General features: G+C 63.1%; 16 protein-coding genes. 9 read left to right on the plus strand and 7 right to left on the minus strand.

Translation table 11 applies throughout. The features are described 5' to 3' along the window. Positions 1–17 precede the first annotated feature (17 nt). The gene (locus BM118_RS12370) at positions 18–539 is read right to left on the minus strand and encodes a GNAT family N-acetyltransferase (protein ID WP_092185560.1); all 522 of its coding nucleotides are present in this window, start codon (positions 537–539) and stop codon (positions 18–20) included. 151 nt (positions 540–690) lie between these two features. On the opposite strand from BM118_RS12370, the gene BM118_RS12375 reads away from it, so the two are divergent. The 5 genes from BM118_RS12375 to fabI all read left to right on the plus strand — a co-directional run bounded on the left by BM118_RS12375 (position 691) and on the right by fabI (position 7,062). Then, positions 691–1,782 (plus strand): AI-2E family transporter, encoded by a 1,092-nt coding sequence (locus tag BM118_RS12375; protein WP_177234297.1) that lies wholly within the window; start codon positions 691–693, stop codon positions 1,780–1,782. A gap of 63 nt (positions 1,783–1,845) precedes the next feature. After that, the gene (locus BM118_RS12380) at positions 1,846–4,065 is read left to right on the plus strand and encodes a TerB family tellurite resistance protein (protein ID WP_092185562.1); all 2,220 of its coding nucleotides are present in this window, start codon (positions 1,846–1,848) and stop codon (positions 4,063–4,065) included. A 29-nt stretch (positions 4,066–4,094) separates the two neighbouring features. Then, positions 4,095–5,057, plus strand: coding sequence for a phosphate acetyltransferase (locus BM118_RS12385; RefSeq protein WP_092185564.1), 963 nt, complete (start codon positions 4,095–4,097; stop codon positions 5,055–5,057). A 5-nt stretch (positions 5,058–5,062) separates the two neighbouring features. Beyond that, a complete protein-coding gene (locus BM118_RS12390; protein WP_092186155.1) occupies positions 5,063–6,277 on the plus strand; it encodes an acetate/propionate family kinase in 1,215 nt (404 codons plus the stop codon). After that, the gene (fabI, locus tag BM118_RS12395; RefSeq protein ID WP_092185566.1) at positions 6,274–7,062 is read left to right on the plus strand and encodes an enoyl-ACP reductase FabI; all 789 of its coding nucleotides are present in this window, start codon (positions 6,274–6,276) and stop codon (positions 7,060–7,062) included. Before BM118_RS12390 ends, fabI begins: the two co-directional genes overlap by 4 nt. Positions 7,063–7,068: 6 nt before the next feature. Here fabI and BM118_RS12400 read toward each other — a convergent pair whose 3' ends face one another. From BM118_RS12400 to BM118_RS12420, 5 genes are all read right to left on the minus strand, one after another. Further along, entirely contained in the window at positions 7,069–7,527 is a 459-nt protein-coding gene (locus BM118_RS12400) for a MaoC family dehydratase (protein WP_092185568.1), read from the minus strand. A 13-nt stretch (positions 7,528–7,540) separates the two neighbouring features. Further along, entirely contained in the window at positions 7,541–8,191 is a 651-nt protein-coding gene (locus tag BM118_RS12405; RefSeq protein ID WP_092185570.1) for a 3-oxoacid CoA-transferase subunit B, read from the minus strand. Between the two features lie 4 nt (positions 8,192–8,195). After that, positions 8,196–8,843, minus strand: a complete 648-nt coding sequence (locus tag BM118_RS12410) for a CoA transferase subunit A (protein WP_092185571.1) — start codon at positions 8,841–8,843, stop codon at positions 8,196–8,198. Positions 8,844–8,952: 109 nt separating this feature from the next. Then, on the minus strand, positions 8,953–9,429 hold the full coding sequence (locus BM118_RS41395) for a hypothetical protein (protein WP_349528363.1): 477 nt from the start codon (positions 9,427–9,429) through the stop codon (positions 8,953–8,955). A 110-nt stretch (positions 9,430–9,539) separates the two neighbouring features. After that, positions 9,540–10,466, minus strand: coding sequence for an alpha/beta fold hydrolase (locus BM118_RS12420; protein ID WP_092185573.1), 927 nt, complete (start codon positions 10,464–10,466; stop codon positions 9,540–9,542). Positions 10,467–10,595: 129 nt separating this feature from the next. Between BM118_RS12420 and BM118_RS12425 the strand changes: the two genes are divergently transcribed. From BM118_RS12425 to BM118_RS12440, 4 genes are read left to right on the plus strand one after another with little or no spacing between them, the layout of a single operon-like run. Continuing rightward, positions 10,596–13,103, plus strand: coding sequence for an alpha/beta hydrolase (locus BM118_RS12425; protein ID WP_092185574.1), 2,508 nt, complete (start codon positions 10,596–10,598; stop codon positions 13,101–13,103). Between the two features lie 9 nt (positions 13,104–13,112). Then, positions 13,113–13,976, plus strand: coding sequence for an alpha/beta fold hydrolase (locus BM118_RS12430; RefSeq protein WP_092185576.1), 864 nt, complete (start codon positions 13,113–13,115; stop codon positions 13,974–13,976). 17 nt (positions 13,977–13,993) lie between these two features. Beyond that, positions 13,994–14,344, plus strand: coding sequence for a phasin (locus BM118_RS12435; protein ID WP_092185578.1), 351 nt, complete (start codon positions 13,994–13,996; stop codon positions 14,342–14,344). Positions 14,345–14,404: 60 nt separating this feature from the next. Next, positions 14,405–14,848 carry a potassium channel family protein gene (locus BM118_RS12440; RefSeq protein ID WP_092185580.1) on the plus strand — a complete coding sequence of 148 codons (444 nt, stop codon included), beginning with the start codon at positions 14,405–14,407 and terminating at the stop codon, positions 14,846–14,848. A gap of 51 nt (positions 14,849–14,899) precedes the next feature. Here BM118_RS12440 and BM118_RS12445 read toward each other — a convergent pair whose 3' ends face one another. Further along, on the minus strand, positions 14,900–15,583 hold the full coding sequence (locus BM118_RS12445; protein WP_092185582.1) for a helix-turn-helix domain-containing protein: 684 nt from the start codon (positions 15,581–15,583) through the stop codon (positions 14,900–14,902). Positions 15,584–15,594: the final 11 nt, after the last annotated feature.

Below are 15,594 nucleotides of genomic sequence, written 5' to 3' on the forward strand. Positions count from 1 at the left end.
AATGCCTCGAATGCAGGTCACGTGATAGTCAGCGCAAGAAGGATTGTTTGAGGATCGTGCCTGTCTCCCGGCCTAAAGCCGAACTTGTCGAATACGCGGCGCATTGCGGTGTTCTCCGGCAGCACCTCCGCCGTCACCTCCTTTAGTCCGGCATCCCGGGCGAGGGCGATCAGGTGACGCATCAGGATCGAGCCGATGCCGCGGCCCTGCCAGGCATCGATCACCATGAAGGCCATCTCGGCGCGCCCGGGTTCGAAGACGACGTAGCGCCCGCCCCCGACGATCACTTCCTGGCCTGCCTCGTCGGCGAGCACGACCAGTGCGACGTGCTTCTTGAAATCGATGTCCATGAAGAAGGCGCGTTCACGGTCGGAGAAGTGGCGTTTCACCGCGAAGAAGCGGCGCTGCAATGACTTCGCGCCGGTTCCGTCCACGGCCGTGAGCATGCCAGCCTCGTCCTCCGGCCGGAGCGCCCGAATTTCGACCGGGCAGCCGTCACGCAGGTGCTCGCGTGCGCTGTAGCGGGCGGCGTCCGGCATCGCAGCTCCCCCCGTGCGGGTAGGCCGGGTTCGCTTGCACCCGGCGTCAGCGATCAGGGCCCCGCGGGCGCTCCGGTCACTTGATCCAGATCAAGATCGCAACGCCGCGGCGCCGGCTACGCTCGGCCTTGGTCTAGATCTGGACGCGGCCTTGAAGACACTTCGCCAGCTTCTCACCGGAGAGGACGTGATCCAGCTCGTGATCCGACTCGGATTGCTGGCTCTGTTGATTGTCTGGACCTTCTATCTGATCCGCCCGTTTGTGACGATTCTGGTCTGGGCCCTCGTCCTTGCTGTCGCGCTCAATCCGGCTTTCGTCCTCCTCGCCAAGATCCTCGGCGGCCGGACGAGGCTTGCCGCGGTGCTTCTCACGGTCGTCAACCTGGCCATTGTCATTGGGCCGGCGGCTTGGCTCGGCTTGGGTGCGGTGGACGGGATCAAGGACTTTGCCGACGAGCTGGCCGCAGGCGATCTGGCGATTCCTTCGCCGCCCGCGGCGATCAAGACCTGGCCGCTGATCGGTACGCCGCTGTTCGAGTTCTGGGATCAAGCCTCGACCAATCTCCGCTCGGTCCTGCAACGGATTGCGCCGTATCTGAAGCCTTTCGCCGGTACGCTCCTTGGCATCGCGGGCGATGCCGGCGTGGGCACGATCAAGTTCCTGCTGTCGGTCGTCGTCGCCGGCTGCCTGTTTCCCTACGGTCCGCAGCTCGTGGCGGCGGGCAGGAGCTTCCTGTCGCGGATCGTGCCCGAGCAGAGCGAGCACTTCCTGGATCTGGCGGGCGCGACCATCCGCGCGGTAGCCCAAGGCGTGATTGGAATCGCCGTCATTCAGGCGCTGCTAGCCGGTATCGGCTTCAAGTTGGCGGGCATTCCGATCGCCGGCTTGCTCGCGCTCCTGGTGCTGTTGCTCTCCATCGTGCAGATCGGCGGAGCCATCGTCATGCTCCCCGTGATGATCTGGATCTGGACCGACAAGGACGTCACTACCGCATTATTGCTGACGTTGTTCCTCGGAATCGTCAGCATTCTCGACAATATATTGAAACCGCTGGTGATGGGACGCGGCCTGACGACGCCGACGCTCGTCATCCTGATCGGCGTGATCGGCGGCACACTGGGCCACGGAATCGTCGGCCTTTTCATCGGACCCATCATCCTGTCGGTGGCTTGGGAGCTCGCCGTGGCCTGGATCAGGACCGATCGCGCCAGCGCGGCGCCGCAAGCGACCATCGACCGTTGACCTAAATCAATGTCGGACGCCTCGGACCGCCTTGGATGAGGTCGCGCGACGACGAGGCGGAGCATGTCGATGGAAAAGCCAAACTTGCCAGGCGGCCCCTTGTCCGGACTTGTCGCTTCGGCCGTGGAATACATGGTCGACGCGAGCCAGCGGAGTGTGCTGTTCCTGGACATCATGCGTCAGCGCGGCGATCAATACCGGGAGCACGTCGCACAGACGGCGCCGCATGTTCTGCAGTATGCCGCCGAACTGATTTTGGACGGCCGTAAGCTGGACGAGCCGGTCAACTATGCGCTGGTCCGTATCATCCCGCCCAGGGACGTGGAGATTGATCTCAACCGACGGCCGTTTGTCGTGATCGATCCGCGCGCGGGCCATGGCCCGGGCATCGGCGGCTTCAAGGCCGATAGCGAGATCGGCGTCGCGATGAAGGCCGGGCATCCCTGTTACTTCATCGGCTTCCTGCCGGAGCCGATGCCCGGTCAGACCATCGAACGCATCGCGCGCGCCGAAGCCATTTTCATCGAAAAGGTCATCAGCCGTCATCCGGACGCCGAAGGAAAGCCCTGCGTGATCGGCAATTGTCAGGCCGGCTGGGCCGTCATGATCCTGGCGTCGCTGCGGCCGGAACTGTTCGGGCCGTTGATCATCGCCGGTGCGCCGCTCGCCTATTGGGCCGGCGTGCACGGCAAGTATCCGATGCGTTATTCCGGCGGCCTCTTGGGTGGAAGCTGGCTCACCGCGCTGACCAGCGATCTCGGCGCCGGAAAGTTCGACGGCGCCTGGCTGGTGCAGAACTTCGAGAACCAGAATCCATCGAACACCCTGTGGACCAAGCAGTACAACGTCTACTCCAAGGTCGACACCGAGGCGAACCGCTACCTCGAATTCGAGCGATGGTGGGGCGGCCATGTCAATCTGAATGCCGAAGAGATCCAGTTCATCGTCGACGAGCTCTTCATCGGCAACAATCTGGCTGCCGGCAAGATCGAGGTGTCCGATGGCCGCAGGGTGGATTTGCGCAATATCCAGTCGCCGATCGTGGTGTTCTGCTCGGAGGGCGACAACGTCACGCCGCCGCAACAGGCGCTGGACTGGATTCTGGATTGCTATGCCGACGTCGATGAGATCAGGGCCTACGGGCAGACGATCGTCTATACCGTTCACAAGAGCATTGGCCATCTCGGTATCTTCGTATCCGGCGGCGTCGCCAAGAAGGAGCACGCGGAGTTCTCGAGCAACATCGATCTGATCGACGTGCTGCCGCCCGGTCTCTATGAAGCCACGTTCGAAGCCAAGGGCGAGGAGACAACGAGCTCCGACCTCGTGGTCGGCCAGTGGGTGATGCGCTGCGAGGCGCGGACGCTCGACGACATCCGCGCCATGGGCGGCAATTCGCCCGAGGACGAGCGGCGCTTCGCTGCCGCCAAACGCGTCTCGGAGCTCAACCTCGCCGCCTATCAGAAGTTCGTCCAGCCCTGGATCAAGACAATGGTCACGCCGCAGATGGCAGAGACGATGCGCCACCTGCATCCACTGCGGTTGCAGTATGAGGCTCTCAGCAGCCAAAATCCCTGGATGGCGGCGGTGAAGTCGGCCGCGGATGAGATCGAGGACAACCGCAAGCCGGCTTCGGGAGATAATCCCTTCCTGGCGTTCCAGGAGCAGATATCCAAGCAGATCGTTCATGCGCTGGATAGCTGGCGCGACGCACAGGAAGCTTTGAGCGAAACGATCTTCCTCAACGTCTACGGCTCGCCGGCGTTACAGGCGGCAGTCGGGATCGATCCGAAGTCCGAGCCGTCGCGCCGGCGCGAGATGTCGTCCGAGCATCGCGCGATGCTGGAGAAGCGGGTTGCGCAGCTGAAATCCGGGATCGGCGAGGGCGGCCTGCGCGAGGCGGCCATTCGTAGCCTGCTCTACATCGGGTCGGCGCGGGGAATGGTCGACGAGCGCAGCATTGAGGCGCTGCGCCAGATCCGTCGCGACTACAGTGGACAGCGAATGACGCTTCCGGAGTTCAAGATGCTGGTCCGCGAGCAGTTCTTCATGCTGCTGATCGATCGGGAAGGTGCCTTGGCAGCCATTCAGAAGCTGTTGCCCGAGGATGTCAACCAGCGGCGTGCGGCCTTCGCGGCGATACGCGAGGTGCTGTCCGCGAGCGGCGAGATCACGGGCGAGCGCGCAAGCCGCCTGCAGCGTATCGCCGCGTTGTTTGGCGTCGATCCAGGGGAAGGGGTGTCGAACGTTGCCCCTTTCGATCCAAAGGCGAAGGCGTCGTAAGACTGTCTGGAAGCATTGGGAGCGACATCATGTCAGCCGAAGCAAGGCAAACGCAGTCTCCCAGCAAGTATGACCGCTTGATCGCGGCAGCCAAGGCCGTGCCGCCGGTTCCGACGATCGTGGTGCATCCCTGCGACGAAACCTCGCTGCGCGGCGCTGTCGACAGCGCGCAAGCCGGCATCATCCGGCCGATCCTGGTCGGGCCCGCGAACAGAATCGGCGATATCGCGCGCAGCTGCGGCCTCGACATCTCCGGCTTCGAGATCGTCAACGCCGCGCATAGCGAGGAGGCCGCTGCCAAAGGTGTCGAGCTGATCCACGCGGCCAAGGGCGAGATGCTCATGAAGGGCAGCCTTCACACCGATGAGTTGATGCGCGCCGTGACCGCAAAGGTGGGAGGCCTGCGCACCGACCGGCGCATCAGCCATGTGTTCGTGATGGACGTGCCGGCCTATGCCGAAACCCTTTTGGTGACGGATGCCGCGATCAACATCTTTCCCGATCTCGATGCCAAGCGCGACATCATCCAGAACGCCATCGATCTCTACAACGAGGCCGGATTCGGCAAGACGCCGCGGGTGGCAATCCTTTCGGCGGTGGAAACCGTGACGACCAAAATTCCGTCGACGATCGAGGCGGCTGCGCTCTGCAAGATGGCTGATCGCGGGCAGATCACCGGCGGCGTGCTCGACGGCCCGCTCGCGTTCGACAACGCCATCGACGTCGAGGCCGCGCGCATCAAGGGTATCAAGTCCGAGGTTGCCGGCCGGGCTCAGATCCTCGTCGTTCCCGACCTCGAATCGGGCAACATGCTGGCGAAAAACCTGGCCTACTTTGCCAAGGCCGACGGCGCCGGCATCGTGCTCGGCGCCCGGGTTCCGGTCGTGCTGACGTCGCGGGCGGACTCGCCGCGGGCGCGCATGGCATCGTGCGCGGTGGCGTCGCTCTATGCCAACGCCAGGCGCGAACGCACCCCAACAGTCGCTGCGTGATCGCCATGGATACGATCCTCGTCGTCAACGCAGGCTCCTCCAGCGTCAAGTTTCAGGTCTATTCGGTCGAGGGAGAGGGCAGGCTCCAACGCCAGATCAGGGGCCAGATCGACGGCATCGGCAGTCGTCCGCGGCTGCGGGCGAGCGGCGCAAATGGCGATCCGCTGGCCGATCGCGCTTATCCGATCGAGGCGGTCTCTGACGTTCCGGCCGCCATGACCATCGCCGGGGAATGGCTGCGCAATGAGCTGCGCATCCATCCGATCGCTGTCGGACACCGTGTCGTGCATGGCGGTCCCGAACATGACCGGCCGGTGTTGATCGACCATGGCGTGGTGGCGCGGCTGGAACGCTTGGTGGCGCTGGCGCCACTGCATCAGCCGCATAATCTGGCGCCGATCCGTTCGATCCTTGCCGGCTTCCCGTCGCTTCCGCAGGTCGCCTGCTTCGACACCGCGTTTCATCGCACGCACGGCCCGCTTGCCGACCATTACGCGATCCCGCATCAGCTTCATGCCGAAGGTGTGCGGCGCTACGGCTTCCACGGATTGTCCTACGAATACATCGCAAAGACCCTTCCGCACATCGCGCCGGATATCGCAAAGCGCCGGGTGATCGTTGCCCATCTCGGCAGCGGCGCCTCGATGTGCGCGCTGAAGGACGGGCAGAGCGTCGAGAGCACCATGGGGTTCACTGCTCTGGACGGGTTGCCGATGGGAACGCGCCCAGGTCAGCTCGATCCGGGCGTCGTACTTTATCTGATCTCCGAGAGGGGGATGTCGGCTTCGAATGTGCAGAACTTTCTTTATCGCGACTGCGGCTTAAAAGGGCTCTCCGGCGTCAGCAACGACATGCGCGAGCTGGATGCCAGCGCTGATCCCAAAGCCAAGCTGGCGGTCGACTATTTCATTTACCGGATCGGCCTCAATGCCGGCATGCTTGCGGCCGCCTTGCAGGGCCTGGACGCCTTCGTCTTCACGGCCGGCATCGGCGAGAATTCCGCGAACATTCGCGCGCGCGTGGTCGAGCAGCTTGGATGGCTCGGGGGCGCGCTCGATCCGATCGAGAATTCCCGCAATTCCAGGCTGATATCGCGTTCCGACAGCCGCATTCCCGTCTACGTCGTGCCAACCGACGAAGAATTGATGATCGCACAGCATACGCTGTCGCTGCTGATGAACGGCCAATCGACCAATCCAAGACAAGAGAGGGTGTCATGATCCCCGTGTTTCCGGATACCAAGGTTGCCCTAAAGGGAAAGAAGGGCCTCGTCGTCGGCATCGCCAACGACCAGTCCATCGCCTGGGGATGCGCCAGGGCGTTTCGTGCGCTCGGAGCTGAACTCGCCGTCACCTATTTGAACGAGCGTGCCAAAAAGCACGTCGAACCGCTAGCGCAGGCGCTGGAGGCGCCGATCTTCATGCCGCTCGACGTCATGGTGGAGGGGCAGACCGAGGCGGTGTTCGAGCGGATCGGGAAGGAATGGGGCCAGCTCGATTTCCTGCTGCACTCGATCGCCTTCTCGCCGAAGGAGGCGCTGCACGGCCGCGTGGTGGATGTCGGCCGCGACGGATTCCTGAAGACGATGGACGTCTCCTGCTGGTCGTTCCTGCGCATGGCGCATCTCGCCGAGCCGCTGATGAAGAACGGCGGTACGATGTTCACCATGACGTACTACGGCAGCCAGATGGTGGTGGAGAACTACAATATCATGGGCGTGGCGAAAGCGGCGCTCGAAGCGGCCGTCCGCTATGCTGCCGCCGAACTGGGCCCAAAGGGCATCCGCGTTCATGCGATCTCGCCTGGGCCACTCGCCACGCGCGCGGCGTCAGGCATCCCGGAGTTCGACGAACTCATGGACAAGGCGCAGTCGAAGGCGCCGGCGCGCAGCCTGGTCAGCATCGACGACGTCGGAAATGCGACGGCGTTCCTGGCGCTCGACGGCGCCAAGCTGATCACTGGGAGTGTTCTCTATATCGATGGCGGGTATCACATCATCGACTGAGCGCACTCAGCGATAGTGCAGGGCGATCAGCTCGGCGACGCAGGCGGGCTTCTTGCCACCTTCGATCTCGATCACGAGATGGTAGTTCACGCGCAAGCCGTCGGGCGGCACGTCCTCGGTCTCAGCGACCGTGACCCGGCCGCGGAGCCTTGAACCGGCCGGCACGGGCGCCAGATACCGGATGCGGTCCGCGCCATAGTTCAGCGTGTTGCGTAGTCCTCTCAAGCCCATCACCGACCGAATGAACAGTGGAGCAAGCGAGAGCGACAGCAGGCCGTGGGCGATGGTGGTCCCGCCAGGCGCTTCCTTCCTGGCGCGCTCCTGGTCAACATGGATCCATTGTTCGTCACACGTCGCCTCGGCAAACTTGTTGATCCGATCCTGCGTCACCTCGACCCAGTCGCTGACACCGATCTCGGTGCCCACGGCGGATTTGATTTCGCTGAAGTCGCTGAATATCCGCATGTCGGTTACCTGCTCAGATCCTCATTTCCGGGACGTTGTCGGGAACGACGAGTTCGGCGTCCGTCACCGCCATGACCTCACCGACGGTGAGGCCGGGCGCGGTCTCCAGCAGGGTGGCCCTGCCGTCGGGGAACGCGATCACCGCCATGTCGGTCACGACCAGATGCACCGGTCGCGCCGACGTCAGCGGCAGCGTGCATTTGGCGACGATCTTGGACTTTCCCTTGGCCGCGTGCTGCATGGCGACGATGACCCGCCTGGCGCCGCTGACGAGATCCATGGCTCCGCCCATGCCCGGCACCATCTTGCCGGGGATCATCCAGTTGGCGAGATGGCCCTGCGCATCGACCTGGAGACCGCCGAGAACGGTGACATCGACATGGCCGCCCCGGATCAAGCCGAACGACATCGCGCTGTCGAAGGTGCTCGCGCCCGGCAGCGCGCTGATCGGCCGGCCGCCGGCGTCGGTCAGCGTGGGGTGCGCCATGCCTTGCTCGGGGATCGGACCGGTGCCGATCAAGCCGTTCTCGGATTGAAAGAACACTTTCAAGTCGGGCGGAACGTAGTTCGCGACCAGTGTCGGAATGCCGATGCCGAGATTGACGAGGTCGCCGCTCCGCAGTTCCTTGGCGACACGTCGGGCGATGATGGTCTGGGCGTCCATGGAATCACCCGTTCGTAATGAGGTAGTCGACCAGTGGTGCCGGCGTTACGACATGGTCGGGCGCGATGACGCCGACGGGCACGATGTTCTCCGCGGTTACGATCACGGTATCGGCGGCCATCGCCATGATCGGATTGAAATTGCGGGAGGTCAGCGCGTAGGCGAGATTGCCGAGGTAGTCGGCCAGAAAGGCGTGCACCAGTGCGAACTGCGCGCGCAATGCGGTCTCCAGCAGGAACGGCTTGCCGTCGACCTCGATCTGGCGCTTGCCTTCCGCGACCAGGGTGCCGACGCCGGTCGGCGTCAGCACGCCGCCAAGACCACAGCCGCCCGCGCGAATGCGCTCGGCGAAAGTGCCCTGCGGAATGAGATCGACTTTGATCTGGTTCGTCAGCATCTGCTGCTGTGCCTTCGGATTGAGGCCGATATGCGTTGCAGTCAGGCGCGAGACCAGAGCTGCGTCGAACAGTTTGCCGACGCCTTTGCCGGGTATCGCGGCATCGTTGCAGATCAACGACAGGCCCGTCTTCTGCTGCCGGACGACTTCGTCGAGGAGACGTTCCGGTGTTCCGACACCCATGAACCCGCCGACCATCACGCTGGCGCCGGCCGGGATCATCGCAACGGCCTCTTCGAGGGAAACGGCCTTCATGATCGGAACTCCAGTCCCAGGCGATCGAAGGAACGCGACGGTCGAATGATGTTGGCGTGCGGTCGGCGCACTCCTTTGATCTGCGTCAAGACTTGTCATCAATCCCACGTCACGTGGTGATGCCGATGCTCTCAAGGGCTTCCGCCCATAGTCTTCGGACTTCCGCGTGGCGCCGCTCAAGCGCCGCGTTGACCGCGTCGCGAAACGGCACGAGGCTCTCGCCCTTCAGCAAGAGAATTTGCGCCTGCAACAGCCGGCCGCTCTCGAATTCAATGCGGCGCAATGCCAACACGAAGGGATCGTCGGCATTGGCGCCTAGCGGCAGCAGGGCCGCCGGGCGGATTCCGGCGTGAACGGCGTGGGCCAGCGTGGCAAGATCGATCGGTAGGGCCAAAGCCAGATTGGTTATCCCCTCGATCGGCTTGGGAAACCAAGCCGTTTCCCAGGAGGCCGCCATGTAGCCCAAGGCCATGTCGGGGACCCAGGAGGCCGTGCGTTGCAACAGCGAGACGATCTCGGACTCCCGATAGAATTGCGCGTTCAACTCGGTCTGCCAGGCGGCCTCGATACGCAGGGGCAAGGCCATCGCGAACTGCCGCGCCAGGGCGCCGTGCGCCGAGATCAGGAACGCGGCTACGCGCGTCTGCTGGTGCGGCGGTACGCGGCCCTCGGAATCCAGCGGTCCGAGAAATCTGCTCATGGCGGCGCTGCCCGAACGGGGATGGCCCGCAAATGATCATAGCCGGGGGGAAATGGGATGAGCTCGCCGCCGGCTTCCTCCGGCGCGATCCAGACGGCCTTGTTGCCCTGCCAGCGTCCGGCCAGCACGTCGTCCGCAAAGCGCGCGAGCAGGTCGGCGGTGAGCGCGCCCTTCTCGAGCGTGAAGGCATGATAGGCTCTTGGAATGATCACCAGCGAGCTGTTGGGGATTTCGACGCGCAGCGTTTCGTGCAGATGACGCGGAGTCAGGAAGTCGAACTCGCCGTTGAGGATCATCGTCGGCGCGGAGATCGCGGACAGGCGCGGTGTCAATGGCTGGAAATCGAGGAAGGATTCCATCAGGTTCTGGAGCGCGTAGACGTCGTTGACCAGCCAGCCCTGGCGCTTGACGCTGTCGAGCTTGTCGAGCAGCGGCTTGAGCCATTGGTCAGACAGGTTCATTGGCAACAGCAGATCCTGGAGGTAGCCGGTGCCGCCGAGGATCAGCCCGGTCCGCAGCGCATTGCCGAGCAGAAGGAGCTGCGGCGTCAGCTCCGCAAAGCAGCTCATCGGCACGAGGCCGGAGAGACGCTCGCCGTGCTCGATGGCGTAGCGCAGCGCAATCAGGCCGCCAAAACTGATGCCGCTCAGGAAGATCGGGCCATCGCCGAGCTTGCCGATTAGCAGGCGCAGCGCTGCGACCTGGTCGTCCTGGTTAATAAAGAGCGTCGGCTTGTCGGAGGCTCCCTGTCCCAGCAGGTCGAAGGTCGCGACGCGAAACCCTCGCGCCAGCAGGGCCTCGCGATAGGCGGCCCACAGTTCGGAGTATTGCGTGAGCCCGTTCACGAGCACATAGGCGGGCGCGCCCGCCGGCCCGTCGAGCTCATAGCGTATCCGATATGAGCCGTGGCTGAGGAGAGGCATCGCGCAAAACTACCGGCGTTCTGATGCCTGCGATCCTCAACCTCGGCGATCGGATTCCATTGAGTTAGATCAAAGCTTCCGCTGTCGTCCTTCCTAGCTTTTCAAAAAGTGCCCAGGGAGGAATCCGTCATGACCGGGACAGATCTCGTGAAGCGTTGCTTCGTCAGCTTGATGATCCTGCTGGTCGGCACGGCTCTCGCAGTCGCGCAACCCTTCACCCGCCGCTCCTCGCAAGAGAAGCATGACGGTCTGAAGAAGACCTACGAGATCGCCAACTTCCGCCTCGGCGGCAAGTACGACCTCGCCAATCCCTCCAAATGGGAGAATGGCGGGGAGGGCGGCGTCACCCTGGAATCACTCGGTGCCGGCAAGCTGCGTACCGCCTATATCGCGATCGGCAATGCGCGGCGCAACGCCGCCGGCGAGATCACCAACGCCGTCGTGATCAATTCCTACTATTCTGGTGATTCCACCGACATGTACGAGCAGTGGGTCGTAGGTGCTCCGCTGTCCGGCAGCGTGCCGATCATCGGTCCGAGCCGGCCAATCGATACCGACAAGTACTACGTCATCATGGTCGATCCGCTGGGCACCTGGGGTGCCAGCAAGCCGTCGGACGGCCTCGGCATCAAGTTTCCGCAGTACAGCTACTACGACATGGTCCAGGCCAATTACCGCCTGCTGCGCGACGGGCTGAAGGTTGCGCGTGTGGCACTTGTCGCCGGCGTCTCCATGGGCGGCACGCAGACCTATGTCTGGGGCGTGATGCATCCGGAATATGTGAGCGCCTTGATGCCGATCGGCGGCACCACGCAGTCGGACGGCGATGACCCCGTCGGCAACTGGACCTTCCAGATGATGACGGCGGCGATCGAGTCCGATTCGGTCTGGCAGGCGACCAAGGGCGACTACTACAAGCTGCCCAAGGAGAAGCATCCGATGCCGGGCGTCGCGTTCGGCTGGTCGATCCTGGGCATGACGGGCTACGACTTTTCCTATCGCACGACCCAGAACTGGGCCGCAGTGCAGCCTGAAATCTTCTACTGGGATTCCCCGAACGAGAAGGCCGGTTTGAGCGTCACCAATCGCGCCAAGCTTTATGATGCGGTCGATCTCGTCTGGCGCAACCGCGTTGGCGAAACCCACAACATCAATCCCTATCTCGGTCGCATCCAGGCGCGCACGCTGGTGATGCACATCACCAACGACCTCTGGCTGAACTTCAAGCTGGCGCAGAAGGCCGTCGATCGTGTGCCTGGCGCGGATTTGATCGCACAGGAGAGCCCGGTCGCCCACTACGGCGTGTTCCCGATCATCAACCAGCGCAAGAACGATCCGAAGTTCGTTGCCTTCATGGACGACGTGGCCGCGCTCGATCGCGCGCAAAAATTCGTCGACAAGAACTATCGCGTGCCTGGCGTTGCCGAGAACATCGATCCGGCGAAATCGTTCTGGAAGGACGCCGTGACCTATCCCTATCCGGTCAAATACGCCAACGCCAAGGATGCGCGTGGCACCACCTGGCAGATCGGCTACATGGACGAATATGCCGGCACCGACAAGGATCCCAAGGTGCTCGTCATCATCCATGGCAAGGGCGCGTTCGGCGGCCATTACGGCAACATCATGCAGTACGCGCTGCGCAGCGGCTTGCGCGTGATCGTGCCGGATCTGCCGCATTACGGCATGTCCGGACCCGGCAATCTCGACAAGAGCCCTGCACGCACCATGCAGGACATGCGCGAGGTGATCTACGACCTCGTGGTCAACCAGCTCGGCGTCAAGAAGGCCTATTATCTCGGCCACTCGCTCGGTGGCCAGTTCGTGGTGGGCTATGCCCTGACCTGGCCGGATGCGGTGCAGGGGCTCGCGCTCGAAGCGCCGTCCGGTCTTGAGGAATACCCGCGCGAGATCACCATCGCCAAGGACAAGAAGGCACCGCTGTTCGAGCAGGGCCAGGGGCGCGACTTCGACAAGTGGAAGCAGGTCTGGGACCAGACCGGCATCCTGGCCGCGGAGAAGGCGCGCAGCGAGCAGAACATCCGCGACTTCTTCTACTTCAAGAAGCGTGACGCTGACACCGGCGCGGTGTCGGCGGCCAAGAGCGGCTATTTTTTCAGCGACAGCGAGTACGCCCGCTTCCACACCGAGCAGCGCGTCGGGCTCACCAAGGGCAATCCGAAGGAGCTCGAGCAGTGGTGCAACATCTTCATCTTCGACATCTACACGATCGGAGCGGAACTGCAGCAGGATGATCCGAAGAACCTCTACGAACGGGTCACCCAGATCAAGGCCCCGATCTTCCTTGCGTTCGGCGACAAGGAGCCGTTCATCCCGACGCCCGCCTTCAACGGGCTGACGGATCTCGGGCGCGACGTGATCACGCCGTTCATGACGCGCATGACCAACGCCGGCAACCGGCCCATGCTCAAGATCTATCCGGAGACCGGACACTTCATCCATACGGACAATCCGGTGGAATACTCCGCTGACGTCGTGGACTTCGTCACCAAGGGAACGGTCGACACCTCATCGCCGCTCGGCACCGATCGCATGATCAAGGGCGCCGTGGCATCGGCCATCCCGGTCGCCCCGACGCCGCCAGGTGCGGCGCCGACGGCCGGTCTCAACAAGTAGGGTCGGTTCATGCCGAGGGTGCGGGCGGGCGACGTCGAGCTGGGCTGGCGGGAGTGGGGACGAGGCGACGTCACCGTCGTCTTCATCCACGGCAATCTCGCCAGCAAGGACTGGATCGAGCTCGCCGCGCCAATGTTTCCGAGCGGGCTGCGGGTGATCGGGATCGACTGGCGGGGCTGCGGCGAAAGCGATCGGCCAAAGCCCGCCGCCGATTATTCCAACTATTCGATGCAGCAGCATGCGCACGACATGCTGACGGCGCTCGATACCCTGGACATCGGATTTTGCCATCTGGCAACCCACTCGACCGGTGGCATCATCGCCGCCCGTATGCTCTTGATGCAGCCGCAACGGTTCGGGCGGGTGTTCGCGCTCGATCCGGTGACGCCGCTTGGCATGTCCTTCGATGCCGACCAGATCGGTCTCTTCCGGGCGATGATGGCAAGCAAGGAGTTGACGCGGACCGTGATGGCGACTGCCGCGTCCTCGCTGTTCGAGCCGGACAGCATGGCCCCGAACGCGATTCCGCGCTTCCGTGAAGGGCTCGGCGAAATCCAGGCGCTGTTCGACCGGATCATCGAGCAGACCTTTGGCGTCTCCGAAGGCATCTGGATCGGAACGCCGGTCAATCTCACCCGGGAGCGGGAGAGCAGGGAATTGGAGCGCCGCATGTCGGAGATCCGGCATCCGCATTTGGTGCTGTGGGGCGAATGGGACGGTTGGATCCCGCCCGCTGACCTGCGCGCCATGGCCGTGGCGATGCCGGATTGCCGGCTTGTGGTCGTCCCAAACATCGGACATTCGATGAACCTGGAAGTGCCGGCCCTCTACGCCGGCTATTTCGGCGCCTGGTTCGGGGGGCTCGCGGCATAATCACAGGGAGTAGCGTCATGGCAGAGATCGATCCATCCGCCGAGAACATCCGCGGAATGCTCACCGAAGCGCTTGTGCGGTTGCGAAAGGCCAATGCGGAGTATTTTGAGCTGCTGGAGAGGGGGCTCAGTTCCTCGCCGCTACCGATCGCGGACCAGGCCAAGCAGTTTTGCAGTTTCATGCAGCGCAACGCCAGCGCGACGTTCGACTTTGGCGACAAGCTCGTTCAAGCCAAGGACGTTCAGGACGCGCTCAAGCTTCAGTCCGAGTTCTTTCAGCAGCAGATGCAGGCCTTGACCGATCAGGCCAGGAGCATGGGCGAGTCGGCGATGAAGGCGGCGACGGGCGCGTTCACGCCCAAGAACTGAATGGACTGAAACCCCGGCGTGAGGCGATGAACAGCCGATCGCCGTGCCCATGCGAGCACAATGGCGGTTCAATTCCTTGTCGGCGCGATCGTCAGCGCCATCAACATCATGATCCACGCCCTGGTGACCGTGGGAACCATTGGCATCGCCCGGACGGCCGGACTAGGACATGCCGAGCGGCCGCGGTTGCATCTGATGGCCGTCATGGTCGCAACAGCGGCGGCGTTGATGGTGGCGCACACGATGGAGGTTCTGGTCTGGGCGCTGGCCTATGCCATGGTCGGTGCCGCGCCTGCCGGCAGCGACCTGATCTATTTCGCCTTCGTCAACTACACCACGCTGGGCTACGGCGACATCACGCCCATACAGGCATGGCGGCTGACGGGTCCGATGACCGCGATGAACGGCATCTTGATGTTCGGCTGGTCGACCGCGGTCCTGTTCGAGGTCTTGCGCAAGACGCTCGACGATCTCGGAGTGACCAAACTGCCGGACGTCAGGTGATCTGACGTTGCGGCAGCCAGGGCGCAGGTAAGTGTGCCCGCTTTCAGGCGCTCAGTGTTGCAGGTCGAGACTGGCGAGCTGCTGCCGGTTCAGCAGCACGATCTGGCGCTGGGTATTGCCGATGAAGCCGAGGACACCAAGATCATGAAGGTGCGATATGGCCCGCGAGACGGTCTCCAGCGTCAAACCGAGGTAATCGGCAATATCGCGCCGGGACATCGGAAGTGCCATGACATCGACCCCCGAGAGCCGCTTGTCCATTTCGAGCAGGAAGGCGGCGACGCGCTCCAGCGACGTCTTCCGGCCGAGCAGGAGCATATGATCCTCTGCGTGCTGCAGGTTGCTCGTCGTCATGCTGAGCATGTTGCGCGCGACCATCGCGTCGCTCTCCGCCACCAGCTCCAGGCTTTGCCGCTTGATCAGCCGGACGGTGGTATCCACGATCGCCTCGGCGGTGAACCGATGCTCGTTGCCGTTCTCAAGTCCGAAAATGTCTCCGGCGAGGTGGAAAGCGCCGATCTGGCGGCGACCGTCCGACAGGAGCTTATAGCTTCGCACTGCACCAGATTTGACCTGGTAGACGTAATCTGCGGGTTCCTTCTCGCCGTAGATCTCGGTGCCTTTTTTATATGTAAATTCGTTTAAACTGACGATTGGATTTGACGCGCTCGTCATGCCGAGGTCTTTGAGCGAATTGGGGCGGGGAGACGCGTCTGTCGTGATGCGAACAAACATAGGCCAACTCC

Origin of the sequence: Bradyrhizobium sp. cf659, assembly GCF_900113725.1 — a bacterium.
Lineage (GTDB): Bacteria > Pseudomonadota > Alphaproteobacteria > Rhizobiales > Xanthobacteraceae > Bradyrhizobium.

Coding starts and splice junctions, on each gene's coding strand:
- BM118_RS12370 (WP_092185560.1), bottom strand. CDS start 539: ATGCCGGACGCCGCCCGCTACAGCGCACGCGAGCACCTGCGTGACGGC.
- BM118_RS12380 (WP_092185562.1), top strand. CDS start 1,846: ATGTCGATGGAAAAGCCAAACTTGCCAGGCGGCCCCTTGTCCGGACTT.
- BM118_RS12385 (WP_092185564.1), top strand. CDS start 4,095: ATGTCAGCCGAAGCAAGGCAAACGCAGTCTCCCAGCAAGTATGACCGC.
- BM118_RS12390 (WP_092186155.1), top strand. CDS start 5,063: ATGGATACGATCCTCGTCGTCAACGCAGGCTCCTCCAGCGTCAAGTTT.
- fabI (WP_092185566.1), top strand. CDS start 6,274: ATGATCCCCGTGTTTCCGGATACCAAGGTTGCCCTAAAGGGAAAGAAG.
- BM118_RS12400 (WP_092185568.1), bottom strand. CDS start 7,527: ATGCGGATATTCAGCGACTTCAGCGAAATCAAATCCGCCGTGGGCACC.
- BM118_RS12405 (WP_092185570.1), bottom strand. CDS start 8,191: ATGGACGCCCAGACCATCATCGCCCGACGTGTCGCCAAGGAACTGCGG.
- BM118_RS12410 (WP_092185571.1), bottom strand. CDS start 8,843: ATGAAGGCCGTTTCCCTCGAAGAGGCCGTTGCGATGATCCCGGCCGGC.
- BM118_RS41395 (WP_349528363.1), bottom strand. CDS start 9,429: ATGGCCTTGCCCCTGCGTATCGAGGCCGCCTGGCAGACCGAGTTGAAC.
- BM118_RS12420 (WP_092185573.1), bottom strand. CDS start 10,466: ATGCCTCTCCTCAGCCACGGCTCATATCGGATACGCTATGAGCTCGAC.
- BM118_RS12425 (WP_092185574.1), top strand. CDS start 10,596: ATGACCGGGACAGATCTCGTGAAGCGTTGCTTCGTCAGCTTGATGATC.
- BM118_RS12430 (WP_092185576.1), top strand. CDS start 13,113: ATGCCGAGGGTGCGGGCGGGCGACGTCGAGCTGGGCTGGCGGGAGTGG.
- BM118_RS12435 (WP_092185578.1), top strand. CDS start 13,994: ATGGCAGAGATCGATCCATCCGCCGAGAACATCCGCGGAATGCTCACC.
- BM118_RS12440 (WP_092185580.1), top strand. CDS start 14,405: ATGGCGGTTCAATTCCTTGTCGGCGCGATCGTCAGCGCCATCAACATC.
- BM118_RS12445 (WP_092185582.1), bottom strand. CDS start 15,583: ATGTTTGTTCGCATCACGACAGACGCGTCTCCCCGCCCCAATTCGCTC.